Genomic DNA, 23,120 nt, shown 5'->3' with positions numbered 1-23,120 from the left:
GCCGGGATCATGCCGAATTAGCTTCTGCTCTATCCGCCTGAAACGCATATTCCCTTAACGCGAGAGGTTAACACTTTCTTACGCCCGCGGGTGAGCCCGGTCATAGACCTCCAGCAGCCGCGATGAATCGACCCCAGTATAGACCTGTGTTGTCGAAAGGCTGGCATGGCCGAGCAATTCCTGGATCGTACGCAGGTCGCCGCCACCTGCGAGCAGATGCGTGGCGAAAGAATGGCGCAGCGCATGGGGCGTCGCCGTGTCCGGCAGCCCGAAGGCGCAGCGCAGCTTCTGCATGCCGCGCTGGATAAGGCCGGCATGCAGCTTGCCGCCGCGCGCGCCGCGAAAGAGCGGGGCATCTGCGTTGAGATGATAGGGGCAGAGCGCACGGTATTTCTCGACCGCTTCGACGACGATGGGCAGCAGCGGCACCAGCCGGGTCTTGTTGCCCTTGCCGGTGATCCGTAGCGCCGTCGCGCCGGGGCGCACGTCTTCCGGCGTCAGATCCAGCGCTTCGGAGATGCGCAGGCCACAGCCATAGAGCAGGGTCAGCACTGCCGTGTCGCGCGCGGCAATCCAAGGCTCGTCATGCATCTGCGCCTCGTCGCTGACGACGGTGATCGCCTGGGTGTCCGACAGCGGCTTCGGCAGTGATTTCGGCTGCTTCGGCGAGCGTACCGCTCCGGCGCCGGCCGCGTTCACCAGGCCTTTCTTTTCAAGATAGCGCAGCAGCGAACGAAGGCCGGCGAGGTTGCGCCCGAGCGAACGCGCACCCGCGCCATCCTTGCGGCGCGCAGCCAGAAAACCGCGGAAGTCGGCGGGGCGTAGCGCATGGATATCCTTGATTGTCGCCGGGCCACCGAGATGGCCGGTCAGAAACGTCAAGAATTGCCGCGTGTCACGCTCGTAGGCATCCAGCGTATGGGCCGAAAGCCGCCGCTCCTGGCCGAGCGTATCCAACCAACGGCTGCGCTCAGCCATCAGCTCGGGATCGGCGATAATCAGCAACTCGTTCAGTGGAAAACCCCTTGAAATTCAAATTCCTTCTGCCACTTTGAAGGAGGGAAGGTTATGGAATCGCTAACATTCCTACTGTGCCGTGTCTCTCCTTTGCGTACGGAAAGATCGCAGTAGTTCTTTTCAACTGCGTATAGGCTGCGCCTTGAATCAAAATCGATTTAAGCGGTTATACGCGAGGCGCTTGTCATGCTTCGATCATATTCGATTGCAATAGAGTACAACCCAACCATCCAGGGCATTTCATGGCACGTCGCGGTTCGATAACTGCATTGGGACAACTTGCAGAAGCAATTGCTTTGGTGTCCCAGGGCCAGCCCGGACATATCGTCGATACGCTGATCGCCGAGCGCGGCCAGAAGATCGTTCGCAACCCACTCTGGCCCTTGATGCGGCCCTTTCTCTACACGCTGCTGCGCTACAACAAGGCGATCGAATTTGCCAACGACATCGCCAAGCTGCCGGGTTTCCAGTGCTTCGAATATATGAGCGATCTGCTGCGGCTCGATATCGGGGTAACCCACGCCGAACGCATCCCGGCTTCCGGCGGCTTCATTCTCGTCAGCAACCATCCGACCGGCATTGCCGACGGCGTCGCCGTCTTCGATCTCCTGAAGACGCGCCGGCCCGATATGATGGTTTTCGCCAATCGCGATGCCGTCCGCGTCAATCCGCGATTCGCCGAGATGATCATCCCGGTCGAATGGCGTGAGGAATATAAGAGCAAACTGAAGACGCGCGAAACGCTGCAGATCACCAATCGCGCCGTTGCCGAGGGCAAGGTTACCGTGCTCTTCCCCTCCGGCCGCATCGCCTATTGGGCAAACGGCAAGCTGAACGAGCGGCCTTGGAAGACATCGGCCGTGGGGCTGGCGCGTAAGTATAATCTGCCGATCCTGCCGGTGCATCTGACAGCGCGCAATTCCGGGCTGTTCTATTGGTTCGCCAAATGGTCGACGGAGCTGCGCGACATGACGGTGTTCCACGAGCTCCTCAACAAGCGCGGCGACCGCTTCGATTTCCTGATCGGCAATCTCATCCCGGTCGAGCATCTGGACGGCGACGTCAACGAAGTGACGAAGGCGCTGGAGAAGCATACGGTGTTCGATCTGGCTGCCGACGGAAATACGACGTTTGCGCCGGTCGGTCCTCCGGCTGCGGTCCAGGATATGGCAGCCGCCGTCGCGGAGCATTCCGTTTGACGGCTGTTGGCAGCTCATTGCTTCGGCATCCTGTGTCAAAAGACAACAGCGGTGAAAGTTTGAAGTGGCTTCGGACAATATGATGCCGAACCACCCCGGGTTTCTTTTTGTCGCCGCTCGGGGCATGGTCTGGCGCGATGACTAAAGATTCGTCCGATCTGTTCGGCGCGCTGTTTGAAGCTGCGCCCGCACACCCGACCATGAGCCGCACGGTCCCGGTTCTGGTGCCGATGCCGGCGCCGAAGCCCTATTCCTATGCGGTTCCGGAAGGCATGGCGGTCGAGCCCGGCTCGGTCGTGCAGGTGCCGCTCGGGCCGAGGCAGGTGATCGGTGTCGTCTGGGATGGCGGCGATGAGGGCGGCGTCGATCCGAAGAAGCTGCGGCCGATCAGCCATGTCTTCGATTGCCCGCCGCTGACCAAGGAGATGCGCGATTTCATCGACTGGGTGGCCGCCTATACGCTGTCGCCGCCGGGGCTGGTGGCGCGCATGGCGCTGCGCGCGCCCGCAGCCTTCGATCCCGAACCGATGGTCGAGGGCCTTCGTTTTGTCGGCGGCGCACCGGAACGGCTGACACCCGCCCGCACCCGGGTCATGGAGACGGCAAAGGACGGCCTCTCGTGGACGCGGAGCGGGCTGGCGCACGCTGCCGGCGTTTCGACTGGAGTCGTCGACGGGCTGATCGCGCAGGGCATTTTCGAAACCATATTCCTGCCGCCGCCGCCCGTCGTCGCCAGGCCCGATCCGGATTTCACCGCCTCGCGGCTCGAAGGCCCGCAGCGCGAAGCGGCCGATGAAATCCTTGCCGAGGTGCGCAAGGGCGAGTTCTCCGTTTCGCTGATCGATGGCGTCACCGGCTCGGGCAAGACCGAGGTCTATTTCGAGGCGATCGCCGAGATGCTGAAGCGCGGCAAGCAGGTGTTGATCCTGCTGCCGGAAATCGCGCTGACGGCGAGTTTCCTCGAGCGCTTTCAGGATCGCTTCGGCGCCAAGCCGGCCGAGTGGCACTCGGACCTGGCGCCGCGCATGCGCGAAAAAGTCTGGCGGCAGGCGGTGACCGGCGAGGTCCGGGTCGTTGCCGGCGCGCGCTCGGCGCTGTTCCTGCCCTTCGAAGACCTTGGCCTGATCATCGTCGACGAAGAGCACGATCCCGCCTACAAGCAGGAGGATCGGGTCTATTACAATGCCCGCGACATGGCGGTCGTGCGCGGCCGGATCGGCGATTTTCCGGTAGTGCTGGTGTCGGCGACCCCTTCGGTCGAGAGCCAGGTCAACGGCCAGAGCGGGCGTTACAGCACCATTCATCTGCCGACCCGCTACGGGGATGCGGCTCTTCCGGACCTGCATCTGATCGACATGCGCCGGCATGCGCCGGAGCGCGGCGGGTTCCTCTCGCCGCTGCTAATTCGGGCGATCGGCAAAACGGTGGAAAAGGGCGAACAGTCGCTGCTGTTCCTCAACAGGCGCGGCTATGCACCGTTGACGCTCTGCCGCGTCTGCGGGCATCGCTTCCAATGTCCGCAATGTTCGAGCTGGCTGGTGGAACACCGTTTCCGTGGACAGATCCAGTGCCATCAATGCGGCTATGCCGAACGGACGCCTGAAGCCTGCCCGGAATGCGGCACGCTCGACCATCTCGTCGCCTGCGGTCCGGGCGTCGAGCGCATTGCCGAGGAGGTCGAGCGGCATTTTCCCGAAGCGCGGACCATCGTGCTCTCCTCCGACATCATGGGCGGCGTCAAGCGGCTGCGGCTGGAGCTGGAGGCCATTGCCAAGGGCGAGGCGGATATCGTCATCGGCACGCAGCTCGTCGCCAAAGGACACAATTTCCCGCTGATGACGCTGGTCGGCATCGTCGACGCCGATCTTGGTCTTGCCAATGGCGATCCGCGTGCAGCCGAGCGGACATTCCAGCTTCTGTCGCAGGTGACCGGCCGCGCCGGGCGAACCGGGCTCAAGAGCCACGGCCTGTTGCAGACCTATCAGCCGCAGCACCCCGTCATGCAGGCGATCGTCTCCGGCGATGCCGGCGCTTTCTATGAGCGCGAGATTTCGGAGCGCGAAAGAGCCATATTGCCGCCCTTCGGCCGGCTCGCCTCGATCATCGTCTCGGCCGATACCCGGCAGGATGCGGAAACTCATGCCCGCGGCCTGCGCAATGCGGCGCCGCAGGTCCAGGGCATATCGGTGCTCGGGCCGGCTGAAGCGCCGCTCGCCCTGGTGCGGGGCCGCCATCGTTTCCGCCTGCTTGTGCACGGCCGGCGCAATTCAGATATGCAGGGGTTCCTTCGCGCTTTGCTGGCACAATCGCCGAAGGAGCGCGGTTCCGTGCAGGTGCAGCTTGACATCGATCCACAGAGTTTCCTGTAGTTTCGCGAAACGGTGCCTTTCCGGCGTCTTCCCCTGTTTCGCCTGTTCATGCCATAAGTCAGCCTCTTGATATGATTGATTTGGTTTAGGTTGATTTGGGGACGACCGATGGAGCTTTATTTTCCGACTGACCTGGGCGAACAGCTTGCCTATTGCTCGGCGGCGTTTACGGCGCTCATCGGGTTCCTCGCGATGTTCGCGCCTGGCTATACCTATCGTTTCCTGAAGTTGCAGGTGCGCGAAGGGCGGCCGGAAGCCTATGCCGAGGGACGTTCGGCCGGCGGCTTCTATCTGGGCTTCGGGCTGGTCGCTATCCTGCTGGCGCAGCCGATGGTCTACCTGGCGCTCGGGGCGTCCTTTGCCGTTGCCGCATTCGGTCGCATCCTCTCGATCATGTCGGATCGGGGAAGCGTTCTCGTGAATTTGTTACTTCTGGTTGTCCAGGCGATTTTGGCGGCTCTACCGCTTCTTTACGGATTGGGCTATATTTGATCGAAAATGATCTCGCTTCGGCTGCAATTGCCCGCGCTATCCCCATGGTTTTGAACTTTTTGCCATCATAAATTCACCCGAATAGCGTATTCGGCTATTACGCGTGTTGCGAGTCTCAATATCCTATGTTAGACGAACCCCGAATTTCGGATGAGGTAGGGGGAAGCCCCTGCTGATTTCTGGGGGAAATCAAAACGAATTCAAGAACATGTGGCTTCCGTCTCCCGGAAGCCGGATTCTTGGGTTGAAATCAGGGAATTTTGTGCCCGTGGCAGACACATCCCAGCATATTTCTGGTGTCGCAGAGCGATATGCCTCGTCATTGTTCGAGCTGGCCCTCGAAGAGGGTGCTGTTCCGGCAGTGACCGCCGATCTCGATCGGTTTCAAGCCATGCTGGATGACAGCGAAGATCTGAAGCGTTTCGTCTCGAGCCCGGTCTTTTCGGCCGAAGAGCAGGTCGGTGCCGTCCAGGCGCTGGCAACGAAGGCGGGCTTCGGCAATTACGTCACCAATTTCCTCAAGGTCGTGGCAGGCAACCGGCGCCTTTTTGCGCTGCCGGGCATGATCAAGGCTTTCCGTATCATCGCCGCGAAGCATCGCGGCGAAGTTTCCGCCGAGGTCACCTCGGCGCATGCGCTGACCCCGGCGCAGGAAGATGAATTGAAGGCGGCGCTGAAGGGCGTCACCGGCAAGGACGTGGCGATTGCCGTCACCGTCGATCCGTCGATTCTTGGTGGCCTGATCGTCAAGGTCGGTTCGCGTCAGATCGATACGTCCCTTCGCACCAAACTCTCCACCCTTAAGCTTGCATTGAAAGAGGTCGGCTGATGGATATCCGCGCCGCGGAAATTTCCGCAATTCTGAAAGATCAGATCAAAAACTTCGGCAAGGAAGCTGAAGTCTCCGAAGTCGGCCAGGTTCTCTCCGTCGGTGACGGTATCGCCCGCGTCTACGGTCTGGACAATGTTCAGGCCGGCGAAATGGTCGAATTCCCCGGCGGCATCCGTGGCATGGCGCTGAACCTCGAATCCGACAACGTCGGCGTGGTTATCTTCGGCTCCGACCGTGACATCAAGGAAGGCGACACCGTCAAGCGCACCGGCGCGATCGTTGACGTTCCGGTTGGTCCGGAGCTTCTCGGCCGCGTTGTCGACGCGCTCGGTAACCCGATCGACGGCAAGGGCCCGATCAATGCGACCCGCCGCGCTCGCGTCGACGTCAAGGCTCCGGGCATCATTCCGCGCAAGTCGGTTCATGAGCCGATGTCGACCGGCCTGAAGGCCATCGACGCTCTGATCCCGGTTGGCCGCGGCCAGCGCGAGCTTGTCATCGGCGACCGCCAGACCGGCAAGACCGCCATCATTCTCGACACGATCCTGAACCAGAAGGCCATCCACGATGCCGGTCCGGACAGCGAAAAGCTGTACTGCGTCTACGTCGCTATCGGCCAGAAGCGTTCGACCGTTGCCCAGTTCGTCAAGGTGCTCGAAGAGCGCGGTGCGCTGAAGTATTCGATCGTCGTCGCCGCAACGGCTTCCGACCCGGCCCCGATGCAGTACCTGGCGCCGTTCGCCGGTTGCGCCATGGGCGAATATTTCCGTGACAACGGCATGCACGCCCTGATCGGCTACGACGACCTGTCGAAGCAGGCTGTTTCCTATCGTCAGATGTCGCTGCTGCTGCGCCGCCCGCCGGGCCGCGAAGCCTATCCGGGCGACGTTTTCTACCTGCATTCGCGCCTTCTCGAGCGCGCCGCCAAGATGAACGACGAACAGGGCGCCGGTTCGCTGACCGCTCTTCCGGTCATCGAAACGCAAGGTAACGACGTTTCGGCGTTCATCCCGACCAACGTGATCTCGATCACCGACGGCCAGATCTTCCTCGAAACCGACCTGTTCTATCAGGGTATCCGCCCGGCCGTTAACGTCGGTCTGTCGGTTTCGCGCGTCGGTTCGTCCGCACAGATCAAGGCGATGAAGCAGGTTGCCGGCTCGATCAAGGGCGAACTCGCCCAGTATCGCGAAATGGCCGCCTTCGCTCAGTTCGGTTCGGACCTCGATGCCGCAACGCAGCGCCTGCTGAACCGCGGCGCCCGCCTGACCGAGCTCCTGAAGCAGCCGCAGTTCTCGCCGCTGAAGACGGAAGAGCAGGTTGCGGTGATCTTCTCCGGCGTCAACGGCTATCTCGATAAGATCGGCGTTGCCCTGGTCGGCAAGTTTGAGCAGGGCCTGCTTTCCTACCTGCGGTCGGAAGGCAAGGACATCCTCGACGCGATCCGCACTGAAAAGGCCATCAGCGATGCGACCAAGAGCAAGCTCATCGCTGCTCTCGACAGCTACGCCAAGTCTTTCGCCTGATCGGACCTCACTTCTAGGACGGATACCGGATGCCTTCACTTAAGGATCTGAAAAACCGGATCGCCTCCGTCAAGGCGACGCAGAAGATCACCAAGGCGATGAAAATGGTCGCCGCGGCGAAGCTTCGGCGCGCCCAGGAGGCGGCCGAGGCCGCACGGCCCTATTCGGAACGCATGAGCGCCGTTCTTGCCAATATCACGGCTGCCGTCAGCGACGCGGACGGTGCGCCGCCGCTGATGACCGGCACCGGCAAGAGCGATGTGCATTTGCTCATCGTCTGCACGGCTGAGCGTGGCCTTTGCGGCGGTTTCAACTCGCAGATCGCACGTTTTGCCCGCGATCACGTCCGCAAGCTGTTGGCCGACGGCAAGACCGTGAAGATCTTCACGGTCGGCAAGAAGGGCTACGACATCCTGCGCCGTGAATACGCATCGCTGATCGTCGAGCGCAAGGAACTGCGCGACGTCAAGCGTATCGGTTTCGACAATGCCGATGCCATCGGCAAGCGCGTCATCGAAATGTTCGAAGGCGGCGAGTTCGACGTCTGCACGCTGTTCTATTCCGAGTTCAAGTCGGTGATCAGCCAGGTGCCGACCGCGTTTCAGCTCGTCCCGGCTTCGGCTCCGACCGTTGTCGAAGAGGATGCCGAGCATAAGGGTGCCGTTTACGAATACGAGCCGGATGCGGCTTCGATCCTCGCGGACCTGATCCCGCGCAACATCTCCGTCCAGATCTTCCGCGCGCTCCTCGAGAACGTCGCCGGCGAGATGGGCGCCAAGATGAGCGCGATGGACAATGCGACGCGCAACGCTGGTGAGATGATCAACAAGCTGACGCTCAATTACAACCGTCAGCGCCAGGCACAGATCACCAAGGAATTGATTGAAATCATTTCGGGCGCGGAAGCGCTCTGAGGTTAGGAAAAGAGGGTAAGAATATGGCTGACGCAGCTACCCCCGCAGGTTCTGTCGGTAAGGTTACGCAGGTTATCGGCGCCGTTGTGGACGTTGCTTTCGAAGGCGAACTCCCGGCGATCCTGAACGCGCTTGAAACCGACAACAATGGCAACCGTCTGGTTCTCGAAGTCGCACAGCACCTCGGGGAAAACGCGGTCCGCACCATCGCCATGGACTCGACCGAAGGTCTGGTTCGCGGCCAGTCCGTCAAGGACACGGGCGCGCCGATCTCGGTTCCGGTCGGACATGAAACGCTTGGCCGTATCATGAACGTTATCGGCGAGCCGGTCGACGAAGCAGGTCCGCTGAATACCCAGAAGAAGCGCGCCATCCACCAGGATGCTCCGTCTTACGTCGAGCAGTCCACGGAAGCGCAGATCCTCGTCACCGGCATCAAGGTCGTCGACCTGCTCGCTCCCTACGCAAAGGGCGGCAAGATCGGCCTGTTTGGCGGCGCTGGCGTTGGCAAGACCGTTCTTATCATGGAACTGATCAACAACGTCGCCAAGGCGCACGGTGGTTACTCGGTGTTCGCAGGCGTGGGTGAACGTACCCGCGAAGGCAACGACCTCTACCACGAAATGATCGAATCTGGCGTCAATAAGCATGGCGGCGGCGAAGGCTCCAAGGCTGCGCTCGTTTACGGCCAGATGAACGAACCGCCGGGCGCTCGTGCTCGCGTCGCTCTGACCGGTCTGACCGTTGCTGAAAACTTCCGCGATGAAGGCCAGGACGTTCTGTTCTTCGTCGACAACATCTTCCGCTTCACCCAGGCTGGTTCGGAAGTGTCGGCTCTGCTCGGCCGTATTCCTTCGGCCGTGGGCTATCAGCCGACGCTCGCCACCGACATGGGCCAGATGCAGGAACGCATCACCACGACGACGACGGGCTCGATCACCTCGGTTCAGGCCATTTACGTTCCGGCCGACGACTTGACCGACCCGGCACCGGCAACCTCGTTCGCCCACTTGGACGCAACGACGGTTCTGTCGCGCTCGATCGCTGAAAAGGGTATCTACCCGGCCGTCGACCCGCTCGACTCCACCTCGCGCATGCTCGACCCGATGGTCGTCGGCGAAGAGCACTATGAAGTCGCTCGTAAGGTTCAGTCGACCCTGCAGCGCTACAAGGCTCTCCAGGACATCATCGCCATCCTCGGCATGGACGAACTGTCGGAAGAAGACAAGCTGGCCGTTGCCCGCGCCCGCAAGATCGAGCGCTTCCTGTCGCAGCCGTTCTTCGTCGCAGAAGTCTTCACCGGTTCGCCGGGTAAGCTCGTCGCTCTCGAAGACACGATCAAGGGCTTCAAGGGCCTAGTCAACGGCGAATACGATCACCTGCCGGAAGCCGCTTTCTACATGGTCGGCTCGATCGAAGAGGCGATGGAAAAAGCCAAGAAGCTGGCTGCCTGATAAGACCAATCGAACGGCGCGCGAGGTTTCGTGCGCCGTTGCCTTGAAATAAAGACAATCGAGAAGAGACCGGTCATGCCTGACAATTTCAATTTCGAACTGGTATCTCCGGAGCGTCTGCTTCTGTCGGAGCAGGTTATCGATGTTGTCATTCCCGCCAGCGAAGGCGAGATGACCGTCATGGCCCATCATGCGCCGACGATGACCATGATCAAGCCGGGCGTCGTCAAGGTGCATGCCGCATCGGGCAAGAAGCAGGATTACGTCGTGTTCGGCGGCTTCGCCGACATCCTGCCGACCGGCTGCACGCTGCTGGCCGAATCCGCAATTCCGGTGGAAGATCTCAACCAGGATGAGCTGACGCGTCGTATCGATATCGCTAGGGCAGAACTCGAAGATGCCGAGCATCACGAGCACAAGTCGCGCCTTGAGCACTACATCATGGAAATGACGCGGCTGCGCGGCGCAATCGGACAAGATTGATCCGGTACCTAGTCTTAGGTTTTGAATGAGAGCGGCCTTTTGGGGCCGCTTTTTTGTTGGGCGGTTCGGTTTGCGTCAGCCCTGATAGCCGCCGAGCAAATGCCGATGCAACTGGCCTGCTTCCGGCGAGAGCGCACGGAAGCGGGGGGCGCCCAGATAATAACCGAAGCCGCTTTCGACCCGGTCGTTGCCGATGGTAATCAGTGCGCCCGAGCGCAGATGTTCCTCGATAAGTCCGAGGCTGCCGAGCGCGATACCCTCGCCACGCAATGCCGCCTCGACCGCCATGATGTAGGTGGAGAAGGATAGCCGCGGTCGGGGCAGTTTGCTCCTCAGTGGGTTGCCGATGCGGCCGAACCATTGGCGGAAGCTGATCCAGTGGGCGTTGAAGCGCTCGTAATCGATGAGATCCAGCCCGGCTATGTCAGCCGATGTCAAAGCCTGCGGCTCCAGGCCGCGGCTGGCGAGATAATCGGGCGAGGCGATCGGAACCAGCACTTCCTTCATCAATAGCGTCAGGTTCCAGCGCGGATGTTCGCCGGTGGAATAGAGAATGACGAGGTCGTTGGTTTCCGATGCAAGTTCCGAAGGCGAGTCCGTCGTCAGCAGGCGGACGGAGATGCCGGGGCTCTCCTTGCCGAAATCCTTGAGCCGCTGCCCGAGCCAGAGATGCGAGACCGAGCCGCTGGCAGCGATCGAAATGATCTCGCCTGTGCCGGCGCGGAAAGGCTCCAGGCTCTCCTCGAGATATTCCAGCGTGGCGCGGACGCGCTGAAACAGCCGTTCGCCTTCCGGCGTCAGCGCCAAGTTCCGGCCGCGCCGGGTAAAGAGCGCGGCGCCCAGATGATCCTCCAGCCCCTTGATACGTCGGCTGACGGCCGCTTGCGTGATGTTCAATTCGCGGCCGGCGCGGGAAAAGTTCATCGCGCGCGCCGCGGCATCGAACACGCGAAAGGATTCCAGCGGTATCTTCTCCAGCATTGTCTCTCCATAACATCAAGTCATCAATATTCCCGATAAATGGCCAGATTTGAAGAGCTGAAATTGTGATGCAGGATTGCGGCATCGAATCTGCTGCGCTTTTCCTGGTGATCCTCGTGTCCTTTTCCATTTCCGCCATTCCAGACATCCACTTTGGCAGCGGCGCGCTGTCCGGCCTTGCCGGTGCCGCCAAATCCTTCGATGGTGTTTCCGCCGCTTTCTTGGTGATCGATGCCTTTCTGGCTCAGTCGGGTCTTGCGAATAAAATCAGAAGCGATCTGACGGAAGCGGGCATCGCCACGCAGGTCTTCTCGGATTTCTCCGGCGAGCCGAAACTCGCGCATATCCGCTCGGCGATAGAAGCGGCGAAGGGCGCGGATCTGGTAATCGGCGTCGGCGGCGGTTCGGCGCTGGATATCGCCAAGATCGTCGCCTGTTGCGCAGCATCGGGCGAAGACCCGATGTTTTATGCACTGGCCGCCAATCCCCTACCGAAGAGCCCGCTGAAGAAGATCATGGTGCCGACGACGGCCGGTACTGGCTCGGAGACCTCGGCCACCAATATTTTTGCAGGCCCCGAGGGCAAGAAGCTCTGGATCTGGGGGCCGGAAACCAAGGCAGATCTCGTCATCCTCGATCCGGCTCTGACGACCACGCTGCCGGCGGGTCTCACCGCCTGGTGCGGCCTCGATGCCTTCATCCATGCTTTCGAGGCGGCGACGAACCGCAACACGCATCGCGGTGCGCAGCTCTACGCCTATCAGGCACTGCGGCTGATCACCGGCGCGCTGGAAACGGCGGTGAAGGAGCCCGGCAATATCGAGGCGCGGGGTGACGTGCTGCTCGGCTCCTGCTTCGCCGGCATCGCCATCGACAATTGCGGCACGGCGATTGCCCACAATATCAGCCACGCGCTGGCCGGCCTTGCGCCGGTCCACCATGGGCTTGCAACCGCCCTCGGCTTTGAAGCGACGCTGCCCTGGCTGGTCGAGGCGGATACGGTTGATCTCAACGCTGCCGCAAGGGCTTGCGGCCTCGAAGGTGCGGCGGCGCTGCCCGCCTTCCTCTCCGATTGGATGGACCGTTGCGGTATTGTCCACGCTTTGCCGGCAGCGTTCATACCTTTCGATACGACCGATCTCGCGCGCGAAATGCGCGCTCCGGAAAACCAGCCGATGCGGCGTTCGACCGTACGCGATGTCACGGATGCCGACATCGACCGCTTCGCCGCCACCGTCATGGCGCTGCCGAAAGGAATTTGAGATGACCAAGAATTATACGCGCGACTATTGGGAAGGCGTTCTATCCGGCCTCAAGCTCGAAGGGCGGCATTTCATCGATGGCGCCTATCGCGCCTCTTCCTCCGGCGCGACCTTCACCCGCGTCCGGCCGATGGATGGCAGACCGGGTGCGGAACTGGCCCGCGGCAACGCGGCCGATATCGATGCGGCCGTGGCTGCGGCACGCGCCGCCTTTGAAAGCGGCGTCTGGCGCAGGAAGGAGCCGCTGGAAAAGAAGCGGATCATGCTGAAATGGGCCGAACTCATCCGCGCCCATGGCGAAGAACTCGCCATGCTGGAAACACTTGATGTCGGCAAGCCGGTCATGGCCTCGCTCACCGTCGATGTGCGCCTCTGCGCCGACGGCATCCAGTTCTACGCCGAGATGATCGACAAGATGTATGACGAGATTGCGCCGACCGGGCCGAATGCCCGCGCTTTGGTGCGCAAGATACCGCTCGGTGTCATCGGGGCGATTACGCCTTGGAACTATCCGATGATCATCGATGCCTGGAAACTCGGCCCGGCCATCGCGGCCGGCAATTCCGTGGTGCTGAAGCCGGCGGAGCAGTCCTCGCTATCCGCCATCCGCCTGGCCGAACTTGCGTTCGAAGCAGGGCTGCCCGCCGGTGTCTTCAACGTCGTCACCGGCTATGGCGAAGAGACCGGCAAGCCGCTGGCGCTGCATATGGATGTCGACATGATCGCCTTCACCGGCTCGACCGAGGTCGGCAAGCTGATCATGGGCTATGCGGCGCAGTCGAACGTCAAGCGCGTGGCGCTGGAACTCGGCGGCAAGTCGCCGTTGGTCGTCTTCGAAGACGCCAATCTCGATGCGGCGGCGAGTGCGGCCGCCTGGGGCTGCTTCTACAATTCCGGCGAAACCTGCCATGCCTCGACGCGGCTGATCGTGCAGCGCTCGGTGCAAGAGAAGCTGATTGCGAAGATCGAGGCGGTGACTCGCTCCGATATCGCTCTCAAGCACCCTCTCGATCCTTCGGCGCAGATCGGCGCGCTGATCGAGGAGGAGCATATGAACAAGGTGCTGTCCATGATCGCCGCCGGCGAGAAGGAAGGCGCGCGCCGCGCCTTCGGCGCCGAGCGTGTCTTGAGCGAGACTGGGGGCTATTATGTTTCGCCCGGCGTCTTCGTCGACATGACAAATAATATGAGCCTGGCGCGGCAGGAAATCTTTGGCCCCGTGCTCGCCGCTATTCCCTTCGATACCGAGGAGGAGGCCCTAAAGATCGCAAATGACACCATCTACGGCCTCGCCGGTGCCGTCTTCACCAAGGACATGGATCGTGCTCAGCGCTTTTCCGAGGCGATCCATGCGGGCACCGTATGGATCAACACCTATGACATGTCGAATTTCGCCACGCCCTTCGGCGGGTTCAAGCAGTCCGGCTTCGGGCGTGATCGCTCGGTGCATGCGATCGATAAATATTGCGACTACAAGACCATCTGGCAGCAGTTCGGCTGAGGTTTGCGGAGAGGCATGGCCATGAGCAAGATCGTTTCCATTGAGATCACCCACCATCGGCTGCCGCTCGATCCGCCGTTCAAGGCGAGCTGGGATGGGCGGCCGCGCCGGCAATTCGATGCGACGATCGTTCGCGTTCGGGATGACGAGGGCCGCGAAGGCATCGGCTCCGGCGATCTGATGAAGGGATTCGAGGGGCACGAGGATCTGTTCATCGGTCAGGACCCGCGGCATCTGGAGCGCCATTACGAGGTCCTGTCGCATATTAATTTTCACTACGGCCGCTGCTGGCCGATGGATCTGGCGCTCTGGGATCTCTCCGGCAAGATCACTGGCGAGCCGGTTTGGCGGATGCTTGGCGGCCGGGCCAGCCGTGTGCGCCTCTACGCTTCCTCCGGCGTGTTGCGAGAGCCGGCTGCAATGGCGGAGCAGGCGGAACGTTATCTCGAAGAAGGCTTTCCGGCGATGAAGGTGCGTTTCTCTTCGTCTGCGGGCGGGCGCGGCAGTTGGCGGGACGATGTGAAGGCCCTGGAGGCGATCCGTGCGCGTGTGGGCACCAGGCTGGAGTTGATGGTCGACTGCAACCAGGGTTGGCGCATGCCGTGGGATACGACATTACCATGGACTTTCAAGGATGCGCTGGCGGTTGCAAAAGAGCTGGAGCGGCTCGGCATCTACTGGATGGAGGAGCCGCTGCACCGCTCGGACCGCAAGGGCATGAAGGAGCTGAAGCAGGCGACCTCCGTGCGCATTGCCGGCGGCGAGATGACGCGGGAGCTGTATGAGATCCGTGACATCATCGAGGAACGCGCCTTCGATGTCATTCAGCCGGATGTGGCGCTGGTCGGCGGTATCACCGGCTGCCGGCGGCTGGTCTACCAGGCGCGCGAGGCGGGTGTCCAATTTACGCCGCACTCATGGACGAATGGTATCGGTGTGCTGGCGAACGCGCATTTGACCGCGGGTGTCGGGGATGCGCCTTGGCTCGAATATCCGTATGACAATCCGGAATGGAGCGAGGCCCGTCGTGACTATCCGATGGCGATGCCGCTCAAGCACGATGAGGGCTGGCTGGATTTGGGGCTATCTCCCGGCCTCGGTGTTGTTCTCGATGAGGAGCGACTGAAAGCCACCCGCATCTGACATGATGCTCGGCCTTGCCGGTCGAGTTTCGTTTCCCACCTTATCTGCCGCCCAATGGGTTCCCTTGGGCGGCTTTTTTGTCGGATGTGGGCATCGTCCGTGTCGCCTGCTCGCGGGTGCGCGCCCAGCGGATGATTGGGCGTTCCAGGCAGAAATAGCTGAAGGTGCCGATCGCGAAAATGATGAGGATTGCGACGAGGCTCGATGTGATCCATCCGCCAAGCACATTGTCGGAGCCGGTGCCGAAGGTCCAGGGGAAGAGCGTCTTCATCAGCGTCAGCACGATATCCTGCCAGATATAGACGCCGAACGAGACGGTGGCGACATAGCGGATGAGACTGAAGTCGACAACTCTTCCCAGAAAGACCGACTGCGGCAGAACGCAGAGCGCGGTAGCCGCCGCCAGGGGAAGCAGCGGGAATTGATAGGGAATGCCAAGCCACGCATAGCCTTCCGCCGGGCCGCCGATGGATTGCGGCAACTGCCATGCGCCCATGACGATCATAAGCGCTCCGATGATATCGTAGATTACCAAGCGGCGGGCAGGAAGGATGGTCTGTATTCCGGCAGCCAGCGCGCCGATCGCGAATATCGCGAAGAAGCCGACGGGGTTGTAGCGCGGCATCCATTCCTTGGCGCCGCCCTCGAAGCCATATTGCCATCCCTTTCCGACGCTGTCTGTCGGGAGATAGCTCACCACCAGCCAATGGCCGACCAGCGCGGCCGCGATAATGCCGATCCAGAGCAACCGGCTGACGAGAACGGAGCGTGATCTCGGCGTTGCATGGAACAGCAGCAGGAAGCCGATCGGCAAAAGGACATAGCAGGTTGTCTCGAAGGGGATCGACCATAGGGGGCCGTCACCCTGCACCGGAAAAAAGGTGCGCCAATGCCATTGGCTCATCAGGAAGAAGCCGGCGACATAGCGGCCGATCAACTCTCCATCGAGTGGAAATCCATAGATGGTGAAACTTAGCACGAAGCCGACCGTGAGCGCGACCCAGAAGCCCGGCAGGATGCGTGCAGCGCGGCGCATGGTGTAGATCTTCAATGACGGTAGCGGCTGGGCTCTATCCAGCGCCAGCCAGAAGGGACGCGAAAGAAGAAAGCCGCTGAGAACGAAGAAGACCGAGACGCCGTGATTGCCGAAGCGCGCCAACATGAAGGTCAAGTCCAAGGTCGGGGGGATCTTGTTGAAATCCATCCGGAGCGCGAGATGGTGGGCGAGCACCATCAGACATGCGACGGCGCGCATGAAATCCGCTCCTCCAAGACGTTTCTCGTTCTCCATCGCAATACCGCCGAAACTGTCTTCCTATTGGGTTAGGTCATCGAGGCGACTTCGGCAAGCGCAGCTTTGCGGCAAGGTAAACTTCTGGGTGTATAACAGACGTCCGGACCTGGGGTACCAGGTCCGGACGTCAAACCGGTCTTTCGCACCTGCCAGAAACGAAAGACCGTGTTCGGATATTGCAGAAGGCGCTCAGGCGGCGACGGAGCGATAGGGGCGCGTTGCGTGAGCCGGTTTCAAGGCCGCGCTCCACCAATGCAGCTTCGCCATCATCCGCACCAGCGATTGACGTGCCTCGATCGGGTTTTCAAGGGAGCCATCTTCGGCGAACCGGCCCCAGGGATTGGCGAAGCTGACGGTGTCGCGCACGGTTACGGCATGCAGCTCGGCAAAGACCAGCCGCAATTGTTCGACGGCACGAAGCCCGCCGGAAATGCCGCCATAGGAAACGAAGGCGACCGGCTTGCCCTGCCATGGCTCATAAACGAGATCGAGCACGAATTTCAGCGAGGCGGTGAAGCTGTGATTGTATTCCGGCGTGACGACGATGAAGGCATCGGCCTTGGAGAGCCGCTCGGCGAGGGCCGCGACGGCCGGATGCTCGCGGTCGTGCTGCGCCGGCAGGTCGAATTCAAGGGGATCGATAATGTCGATGTCGATCAGCGGATAGTTTTCCAGCTCACGGACGACCCAATTGACCACGCGGTCACATAGTCGGCCCTTGCGGGTGCTGCCGTAGAGAATTGCCAGCTTGGTAGGTCCAGTCATGTGTTGCTCCTGCTTTACGCGCTTCGGAGCAGGAGCTATAGAACCTCAAGTAAAGTTGAGGTCAAGGACGTATGATGGAAAAAATCGAATCCGATCAATTTTCCAAATTGCTGACGGTCGGCGAGGTGGCGGCGCGCAGCGGCGTCGCGGTCTCGACGCTGCATTTCTACGAGGCAAAAGGGCTGATCGAGAGCCATCGCAGCCGCGGCAATCAGCGGCGTTACGCCCGCGAGGTCCTGCGCCGGGTGGCGGTCATCAAGGTGGCGCAGCGTGTCGGCATTCCGCTTGCCGAGATTCAAGCGGCACTCGACACGCTGCCGCAAAGCCGGACGCCGACAGGCGCCGATTGGCGGGCGCTCTCGGCACACTGGAAGGATGATCTCGACAAAAGGATCAAGCGGCTGCAGGGCCTGCGGGATCAACTCGACGGCTGCATCGGCTGCGGCTGTCTCTCGATGCAGACCTGCCCCTTGCGCAATCCCTGGGATGTGCTGTCAGAAGAGGGGCCTGGGCCGCGTCTGCTGGATCCCTAGAGTATCCGTGTTTCTTCGAACCACGGAAGTACTCTATCTCTTGTTTTCAAGCAATTCCGGATGCAACACCGTTTCGCACTTTTGCTGGAATTGCTCTGGAGCGCCGTGCCTGCCTAAGCATGAACGCGCGTGCCGGCCATATAATCATCCAGCGCGGCGGCTTCATCCTTCGAGAGATAGAGGCCTTTCTTCGAGCGACGCCAAAGGACGTCGGCGGCGGTATAGGCCCATTCATGCGCCATGAGATAGCGGACTTCCGCTTCATAGAGATCGCTGCCGAAGCTGCGGCCGAGATCGGCCGCGGTCTTCGCCTCTCCAAGGAGCATAGCGGCGCGGGTGCCATATCGGCGCACCAGCCGGCGGGCATGCGGGTCGGCGAGGAAGGGATAACGTGCCTTCAGCTTGGCGACCTCGGCCTCGTAGCCGCGAACCGGAAAATCGCCGCCCGGAAGGGAGCTCTTGGCCGTCCATGGCGTTCCCTTGAGGCCGATGACCTCTCCGATCTTTTCCAGCGCATGTTCGCTAAGGCGGCGATAGGTGGTGAGCTTGCCCCCGAAAACGTTGAGCAACGGCGCCTGTCCCTCGGCGCCTTCGACCTTCAGCACATAATCGCGCGTCGCTTCCTGCGCCTTGGAAGCGCCGTCGTCATAGAGCGGACGTACGGCGGAATAGGACCAGACGATGTCCTCGCGCCGGACCGGCTCCTTGAAATATTCGCTGGCGGCGCTGCAGAGATAGGTGGTTTCCTCGTCGGAAATCTTCACATCCTTCGGATCATCCTTGTAGTCGCGATCCGTCGTGCCGATAAGGGTGAAATCCTGTTCATAGGGGATGGCGAAGATGATGCGGTTATCTGGATTTTGGAAGAAATAGGCGCGAGGATCGTCGAACTTTTTGCGGACGATGATATGGCTGCCCTGCACCAGGCGGACATTGTGCACCTGGTTCTTGCCGAAGGCGTCGGACAGGACATGGTCGACCCAGGGACCGGCGGCATTGATGAGCATGCGCGACTGGAACGTGCGCTTCTCGCCGGTGACGGTGTCCTGTGTTTCAATCGTCCAGGTGACCCCTTCGCGACGAGCGGAAATTACCTTGGTCCGCGGCATGATCGTGGCGCCGCGATCGGCCGCGTCGCGGGCGTTGAGCACGACCATGCGCGCATCGTCCACCCAGCCGTCGGAATATTCGAAAGCCTTGGTAAACAACGCCTTCAGCGGTTTTCCCGCCGGGTCCCTCTTCATGTCCAGCGTCGCGGTCGGCGGCAGCAGCTTGCGGCCACCGAGATGATCATAGAGGAAGAGGCCGAGGCGGATCAACCAGGCCGGGCGGATGCCGCCCTTGTGGTAAGGCAGGACGAAACGCATCGGCCAGATGATGTGCGGCGCCATCGCCCAGAGCACTTCACGCTCCATCAGCGACTCGCGCACCAGGCGGAATTCATAATGTTCGAGGTAGCGCAGGCCGCCGTGGATGAGCTTGGTCGCCCCGGACGATGTGCCGGAGGCGAAATCATTCATTTCCGCAAGCGCCACCTTGTAGCCGCGTCCGGCAGCGTCACGAGCTATGCCGCAGCCGTTGATGCCGCCGCCGATAACGAAAATGTCGTAAATCTGCTCGCTCACCCGCCCCTCCGAAAAGGTCTGCCATTTTGGGAAATGGAAAATTCGAAAATTGATTCATCTAAAACGAAATCAATCCGAATGTCAAACGAACGTTTCGTGACGAAAGCGATGTGAGGATCAATTCTGGCGGCGCGAGGTTTCCAACAGGCGAACGCCGTGTTCCGCCGCGGCGGCGCGGACGGATTCGACGCGACATTCGTCGGTAACGAAAGTATGGACTTGCGAGAGATGGCCGATGCGCACCGGAGCGGTGCGTTCGAACTTGGTGCTGTCGGCCACCAGGATGACATGGCGGGCATTGGCAATGATTGCCTGCGCCACTTTCACTTCGCGGAAATCGAAATCCAAAAGCGCGCCGTCGGCGTCGACAGCCGAAGTCCCGATGATGGCGTAGTCCACCTTGAATTGCCTGATAAAATCGACCGCGGCTTCCCCGACGATGCCGCCATCCGAGCCGCGCACGACGCCGCCCGCGATAACCACTTCGATCGACGGGAAAATACGTAACTTATTGGCAACGTTGATGTTATTGGTGATGACCATCAATTCGTGATGGCCGAGGAGCGCCTCGCCGACTGCTTCCGTGGTGGTGCCGATATTGATGAAAAGAGAGGTGTTGTTGGGGATCAAGCCGGCGGCGGCGCGGCCGATCGCCTGCTTTTCAGGGGCGGCGATGGAGCGGCGCGCTTCGTATTTGACGTTTTCCGTACCGCCGGGAAAGATCGCGCCACCGTGGACGCGCGATAGAACGCGGCCGTCACAGAGATCGTTCAAATCCTTGCGGATGGTTTGTGGCGTTACCGAAAAACGCAGCGCCAGTTCCTCCACCAGCACGCGCCCCTCAGCCTTGGCGATTTCCAGAATCTCCGTCTGGCGTCCGGATAGGAACATTGTCGACGCTCCCTTTCTTTCGTTTTTTCGTCATCATATGATAAAGTGAAAATTCCGCAATTGCCGACGCGCGGATTCTGCACATTGGGGAGGTCATGGTGTTTCATCCGAAGCTATTCGAAAATCGCAATGTCGTCGTCACCGGCGCCGGCCGTGGCATCGGGCTGGAGGTGGCGCGGCAGTTTCTCGATTGCAGTGCGCGCGTTCTCGTCCATGTCGGCCGCGACCCCGGCCGTGAGCTGCCGGATTTTCTGTTGGAGGCCGAACTCGATCGTCGCGCCTTTCTCGTTCCCGCTGATTTCACCAGTGAAAGCGGCACCAGGGACTTTGCTCTCGCCGCCGCTGATGTGTTCGACCGCATCGATGTGCTGGTCAACAATGCCGGTACCATGGTCGGCCGCTTTCCGGCCGGCGAATTGACCGACGAGTGGTATGACCGGATTGTCCAGCTCAACCAGACCTCGGTCGTCGAGGTGACCAGGGCGCTGTTGCCGCTGTTGCGGGCGGCCGGGCAGGCGGCGATCGTCAATACGGTCTCGATCTCGGCTTTGACCGGCGGCAGTCCTGGGTCGGCGATCTATTCCGCCTCCAAGGCTTTCGTTGCCACCTACTCGAAGGCTTTGGCGCGCGAGCTGGCGCCGGACGGGATCCGGGTGAATTGCGTATCGCCGGGAACCATCGCCACCGATTTCCACGAGCGGTATTCGTCGAAGGAAAAACTCGAACAGACCCGCCGGTCGATCCCGTTACAGCGTCTGGGCACAGCGGAGGATTGCGCGCCTGCCTATCTCTTCCTCGCCGCGCCAACGCTCTCGGGCTACATCACCGGCCAAGTGATCGAGATCAACGGAGGACAGCTTATCTGCTGATAATCGGACCTTTTTTGGTGTTCTGCGACCTTTTGAACCAGCTTATGGATTCATAATATTATAAACATATCTCTATGTGAGTTATCACTAGAGGCCATCCTATGTCGCTGTCTCCACCGCCTGGCGGTGCCGCCGAGCATAATGTCGAGGAACTGACGGCGGAGGCCCGGCGGGCGAGCATTTTGTTGAAGGCTCTGTCGCACGAGACGCGGCTGATCATCCTCTTTATGCTGGCCACTGGCGAAAAGACCGTTACGGAGATCGAGGGGTTGCTCGGTCTGCAGCAGGCGGTGGTTTCTCAGCATCTGGCGCGGCTTCGCCTGGAAAAGCTGGTCGATACGCGTCGCGAAGGCCGGCTCATCTATTATGCTGTCGCCAGTTCTGAAATCTGCGCCGCAATCAATTCGCTGCAAAAAATCTTCTGCACGGGCGATTGCTGAAACGTCCTCCTCGGGCTGTCAGGCTTGAGCCGCGACTGCCGACTGGCCTCTGCGTTTATTCGGAAATTTCCGAAGCCTCGTTTTGGCCTTCAATTCATCATCGTATCGTCAACTGCCTGACATGACAGTGTTATGCAAGGCCGCTAATACTCCCTTATAAGATAAAAGGAGGATAGGCCGTGCAGAATAGTGAAATGACGATTTCGGAAGTTCTGCGAGATCCGATGATCCGCCAGATGCTCCGTGCCGATCGCGTATCGTTGAGCGACTTTGCGAAACTTCTGGAAAAAACGGCCCGTGCGAGAAATGCTGCCTCTGCCGAACAGGATGCGATACCGTTTATCCCTCGCGTTTTCATTGAGCGCTCATCGGCTGGTGGCGAGACCGCTCTCTAGGGAATTTTCGGAGGGGCACGATTTCCGACGACGGCAGTAGAAGCTAGTGAATGCAGCCGGATTTGGCGAAAGCCTTTCCGGCTGCATTCTTACTTGCGCCTTCAGAGGCAGAGACGGGGTGTGATTGCTGGAGGAGTGCGGTGAACCGCCCCAATGCCTCACTTCTATTTTCCAATGTTGCGCTGATGCCCTGGCCCGTTTAACTCTCGCATTCAGGAGAGTTAAATGATCGATAAGCTGGAATTCTTCATCGCGCTTGCCAACCAGAAGCATTTCGGCCGTGCTGCGGAGGAATGCGGGGTGACGCAGCCGACATTGTCGGCGGCGATCAGGCAGTTGGAGGATCAGCTCGGCGTCATGCTCGTCAGCCGCGGCTCGCGCTTTCAGGGGCTCACGCCGGAGGGCCAGCGGGTGCTGGAATGGGCGCGACGCATCGTCGGCGATACCAGAACCATGCGCGAGGAAATGCGGGCTGCGCGCAAGGGGCTTGCCGGCCATCTCCGCATCGCCGCCATTCCGACGGCGCTTGCCATGGTGCAGAAGATCACCGCGCCGTTTCAGGAGCGGCATCCCGACGTCACCTTCTCCATTACCTCGCGCAATTCGCTGCAGGTGCTGAGCCTGCTTGAAAACCTCGAGATCGATGCCGGCATCACCTATCTGGAAAACGAGCCGCTCGGCCGCGTCACCAGCGTGCCGCTTTATGCCGAGCGCTATCATCTGATAACGGCCGCCGGCAGCCCGCTGGCCGAGCGCACAAGTGTGACGTGGAAGGAAGTGGGCGATCTTCGGCTTTGTCTATTGACGGCCGATATGCAGAACCGCCGGATCATCAACCGGCATCTCGGCGAAGCCGGCGCGACCGCCCGGCCGACGCTGGAATCCAATTCGATGATCGTGCTGTTTTCCCATGTCCAGACCGGACGCTGGGCGAGCATCATGCCGAAGAATATCGCCGATTCCTTCGGCTTTCCGGCCGATATTCATAAGATCCCCATCACGGAGCCGGAGGCGGAGCATCTCGTCGGCCTGGTGGCCACCCATCGCGAACCGTTTACGCCGCTTGTCTCCGCTTTGCTGCACGAGGCACGATTGCTGGCCGAAGGCAATAAGAGTCGATAGGAGTTTTCTATCG

General features: G+C 60.7%; 21 protein-coding genes. 15 read left to right on the top strand and 6 right to left on the bottom strand.

What is annotated here, in order from left to right; genetic code table 11:
• Positions 1-78: 78 nt before the first annotated feature.
• On the bottom strand, positions 79-1,014 hold the full coding sequence (locus tag N2601_RS15235) for a tyrosine recombinase XerC (RefSeq protein ID WP_104824591.1): 936 nt from the start codon (positions 1,012-1,014) through the stop codon (positions 79-81).
• A 245-nt stretch (positions 1,015-1,259) separates the two neighbouring features.
• On the opposite strand from N2601_RS15235, the gene N2601_RS15230 reads away from it, so the two are divergent.
• The 8 genes from N2601_RS15230 (at position 1,260) to N2601_RS15195 (ending at position 10,286) form a co-directional block, all read left to right on the top strand.
• The gene (locus tag N2601_RS15230) at positions 1,260-2,216 is read left to right on the top strand and encodes a GNAT family N-acetyltransferase (protein ID WP_104824590.1); all 957 of its coding nucleotides are present in this window, start codon (positions 1,260-1,262) and stop codon (positions 2,214-2,216) included.
• A gap of 137 nt (positions 2,217-2,353) precedes the next feature.
• Positions 2,354-4,585 (top strand): primosomal protein N', encoded by a 2,232-nt coding sequence (locus N2601_RS15225; RefSeq protein ID WP_260303185.1) that lies wholly within the window; start codon positions 2,354-2,356, stop codon positions 4,583-4,585.
• A 108-nt stretch (positions 4,586-4,693) separates the two neighbouring features.
• A complete protein-coding gene (locus N2601_RS15220; protein ID WP_104824588.1) occupies positions 4,694-5,077 on the top strand; it encodes an AGROH133_08824 family phage infection protein in 384 nt (127 codons plus the stop codon).
• Positions 5,078-5,339: 262 nt separating this feature from the next.
• Positions 5,340-5,906: a F0F1 ATP synthase subunit delta gene (locus N2601_RS15215; protein ID WP_104825243.1), complete on the top strand. Its 567-nt coding sequence runs from the start codon at positions 5,340-5,342 to the stop codon at positions 5,904-5,906.
• Positions 5,906-7,435 carry a F0F1 ATP synthase subunit alpha gene (gene atpA, locus N2601_RS15210; protein WP_104824587.1) on the top strand — a complete coding sequence of 510 codons (1,530 nt, stop codon included), beginning with the start codon at positions 5,906-5,908 and terminating at the stop codon, positions 7,433-7,435. Before N2601_RS15215 ends, atpA begins: the two co-directional genes overlap by 1 nt.
• Before the next feature lie 29 nt (positions 7,436-7,464).
• Positions 7,465-8,349 (top strand): F0F1 ATP synthase subunit gamma, encoded by an 885-nt coding sequence (locus tag N2601_RS15205; RefSeq protein WP_104824586.1) that lies wholly within the window; start codon positions 7,465-7,467, stop codon positions 8,347-8,349.
• Between the two features lie 23 nt (positions 8,350-8,372).
• Positions 8,373-9,803 (top strand): F0F1 ATP synthase subunit beta, encoded by a 1,431-nt coding sequence (atpD, locus tag N2601_RS15200; protein WP_104824585.1) that lies wholly within the window; start codon positions 8,373-8,375, stop codon positions 9,801-9,803.
• 75 nt (positions 9,804-9,878) lie between these two features.
• Complete coding sequence (locus tag N2601_RS15195; protein ID WP_104824584.1) at positions 9,879-10,286, top strand: F0F1 ATP synthase subunit epsilon; 408 nt, start codon at positions 9,879-9,881, stop codon at positions 10,284-10,286.
• Positions 10,287-10,361: 75 nt separating this feature from the next.
• On the opposite strand, the gene N2601_RS15190 is transcribed toward N2601_RS15195, so the two are convergent.
• On the bottom strand, positions 10,362-11,267 hold the full coding sequence (locus N2601_RS15190) for a LysR substrate-binding domain-containing protein (protein ID WP_104824583.1): 906 nt from the start codon (positions 11,265-11,267) through the stop codon (positions 10,362-10,364).
• A 68-nt stretch (positions 11,268-11,335) separates the two neighbouring features.
• On the opposite strand from N2601_RS15190, the gene N2601_RS15185 reads away from it, so the two are divergent.
• The 3 genes from N2601_RS15185 to N2601_RS15175 are packed head-to-tail and all read left to right on the top strand — an operon-like array spanning position 11,336 to position 15,173.
• A complete protein-coding gene (locus tag N2601_RS15185; RefSeq protein ID WP_245463996.1) occupies positions 11,336-12,529 on the top strand; it encodes an iron-containing alcohol dehydrogenase in 1,194 nt (397 codons plus the stop codon).
• Position 12,530: 1 nt separating this feature from the next.
• On the top strand, positions 12,531-14,030 hold the full coding sequence (locus N2601_RS15180; protein ID WP_104824582.1) for an aldehyde dehydrogenase: 1,500 nt from the start codon (positions 12,531-12,533) through the stop codon (positions 14,028-14,030).
• 21 nt (positions 14,031-14,051) lie between these two features.
• Positions 14,052-15,173 (top strand): mandelate racemase/muconate lactonizing enzyme family protein, encoded by a 1,122-nt coding sequence (locus tag N2601_RS15175; protein ID WP_104825241.1) that lies wholly within the window; start codon positions 14,052-14,054, stop codon positions 15,171-15,173.
• Positions 15,174-15,213: 40 nt separating this feature from the next.
• Here N2601_RS15175 and N2601_RS15170 read toward each other — a convergent pair whose 3' ends face one another.
• Positions 15,214-16,464: an acyltransferase family protein gene (locus N2601_RS15170; protein ID WP_104824581.1), complete on the bottom strand. Its 1,251-nt coding sequence runs from the start codon at positions 16,462-16,464 to the stop codon at positions 15,214-15,216.
• A gap of 192 nt (positions 16,465-16,656) precedes the next feature.
• Positions 16,657-17,232, bottom strand: a complete 576-nt coding sequence (locus tag N2601_RS15165) for an NADPH-dependent FMN reductase (RefSeq protein WP_104824580.1) — start codon at positions 17,230-17,232, stop codon at positions 16,657-16,659.
• A 74-nt stretch (positions 17,233-17,306) separates the two neighbouring features.
• On the opposite strand from N2601_RS15165, the gene soxR reads away from it, so the two are divergent.
• The gene (gene soxR, locus N2601_RS15160; protein ID WP_104825240.1) at positions 17,307-17,765 is read left to right on the top strand and encodes a redox-sensitive transcriptional activator SoxR; all 459 of its coding nucleotides are present in this window, start codon (positions 17,307-17,309) and stop codon (positions 17,763-17,765) included.
• A 113-nt stretch (positions 17,766-17,878) separates the two neighbouring features.
• On the opposite strand, the gene glpD is transcribed toward soxR, so the two are convergent.
• Positions 17,879-19,390: a glycerol-3-phosphate dehydrogenase gene (gene glpD, locus N2601_RS15155; protein WP_104824579.1), complete on the bottom strand. Its 1,512-nt coding sequence runs from the start codon at positions 19,388-19,390 to the stop codon at positions 17,879-17,881.
• Between the two features lie 117 nt (positions 19,391-19,507).
• Positions 19,508-20,281: a DeoR/GlpR family DNA-binding transcription regulator gene (locus N2601_RS15150; RefSeq protein ID WP_104824578.1), complete on the bottom strand. Its 774-nt coding sequence runs from the start codon at positions 20,279-20,281 to the stop codon at positions 19,508-19,510.
• A 98-nt stretch (positions 20,282-20,379) separates the two neighbouring features.
• On the opposite strand from N2601_RS15150, the gene N2601_RS15145 reads away from it, so the two are divergent.
• From N2601_RS15145 to N2601_RS15135, 3 genes are all read left to right on the top strand, one after another.
• The gene (locus N2601_RS15145) at positions 20,380-21,150 is read left to right on the top strand and encodes an SDR family NAD(P)-dependent oxidoreductase (protein ID WP_104825239.1); all 771 of its coding nucleotides are present in this window, start codon (positions 20,380-20,382) and stop codon (positions 21,148-21,150) included.
• Between the two features lie 101 nt (positions 21,151-21,251).
• A complete protein-coding gene (locus tag N2601_RS15140; protein ID WP_104824577.1) occupies positions 21,252-21,590 on the top strand; it encodes an ArsR/SmtB family transcription factor in 339 nt (112 codons plus the stop codon).
• Between the two features lie 620 nt (positions 21,591-22,210).
• A complete protein-coding gene (locus tag N2601_RS15135) occupies positions 22,211-23,107 on the top strand; it encodes a LysR family transcriptional regulator (RefSeq protein ID WP_104824575.1) in 897 nt (298 codons plus the stop codon).
• Positions 23,108-23,120: the final 13 nt, after the last annotated feature.

It is taken from the genome of Rhizobium sp. CB3060 (assembly GCF_025200735.1).
Classification (GTDB): domain Bacteria; phylum Pseudomonadota; class Alphaproteobacteria; order Rhizobiales; family Rhizobiaceae; genus Rhizobium.
The sequence above is the reverse complement of the archived record's forward strand: the minus strand, read 5'-3'. Positions and strand labels throughout refer to the sequence as shown.

What these genes read in the sequence shown, in the direction of transcription:
- N2601_RS15205 (WP_104824586.1), top strand. Translation starts at nt 7,465, where the DNA reads ATGCCTTCACTTAAGGATCTGAAAAACCGGATCGCCTCCGTCAAGGCG.
- N2601_RS15150 (WP_104824578.1), bottom strand. Translation starts at nt 20,281, where the DNA reads ATGTTCCTATCCGGACGCCAGACGGAGATTCTGGAAATCGCCAAGGCT.
- N2601_RS15220 (WP_104824588.1), top strand. Translation starts at nt 4,694, where the DNA reads ATGGAGCTTTATTTTCCGACTGACCTGGGCGAACAGCTTGCCTATTGC.
- N2601_RS15185 (WP_245463996.1), top strand. Translation starts at nt 11,336, where the DNA reads ATGCAGGATTGCGGCATCGAATCTGCTGCGCTTTTCCTGGTGATCCTC.
- N2601_RS15195 (WP_104824584.1), top strand. Translation starts at nt 9,879, where the DNA reads ATGCCTGACAATTTCAATTTCGAACTGGTATCTCCGGAGCGTCTGCTT.
- N2601_RS15230 (WP_104824590.1), top strand. Translation starts at nt 1,260, where the DNA reads ATGGCACGTCGCGGTTCGATAACTGCATTGGGACAACTTGCAGAAGCA.
- soxR (WP_104825240.1), top strand. Translation starts at nt 17,307, where the DNA reads ATGGAAAAAATCGAATCCGATCAATTTTCCAAATTGCTGACGGTCGGC.
- N2601_RS15140 (WP_104824577.1), top strand. Translation starts at nt 21,252, where the DNA reads ATGTCGCTGTCTCCACCGCCTGGCGGTGCCGCCGAGCATAATGTCGAG.
- N2601_RS15165 (WP_104824580.1), bottom strand. Translation starts at nt 17,232, where the DNA reads ATGACTGGACCTACCAAGCTGGCAATTCTCTACGGCAGCACCCGCAAG.
- atpA (WP_104824587.1), top strand. Translation starts at nt 5,906, where the DNA reads ATGGATATCCGCGCCGCGGAAATTTCCGCAATTCTGAAAGATCAGATC.
- N2601_RS15180 (WP_104824582.1), top strand. Translation starts at nt 12,531, where the DNA reads ATGACCAAGAATTATACGCGCGACTATTGGGAAGGCGTTCTATCCGGC.
- N2601_RS15175 (WP_104825241.1), top strand. Translation starts at nt 14,052, where the DNA reads ATGAGCAAGATCGTTTCCATTGAGATCACCCACCATCGGCTGCCGCTC.
- N2601_RS15135 (WP_104824575.1), top strand. Translation starts at nt 22,211, where the DNA reads ATGATCGATAAGCTGGAATTCTTCATCGCGCTTGCCAACCAGAAGCAT.
- N2601_RS15225 (WP_260303185.1), top strand. Translation starts at nt 2,354, where the DNA reads ATGACTAAAGATTCGTCCGATCTGTTCGGCGCGCTGTTTGAAGCTGCG.
- N2601_RS15190 (WP_104824583.1), bottom strand. Translation starts at nt 11,267, where the DNA reads ATGCTGGAGAAGATACCGCTGGAATCCTTTCGCGTGTTCGATGCCGCG.
- atpD (WP_104824585.1), top strand. Translation starts at nt 8,373, where the DNA reads ATGGCTGACGCAGCTACCCCCGCAGGTTCTGTCGGTAAGGTTACGCAG.
- N2601_RS15170 (WP_104824581.1), bottom strand. Translation starts at nt 16,464, where the DNA reads ATGGAGAACGAGAAACGTCTTGGAGGAGCGGATTTCATGCGCGCCGTC.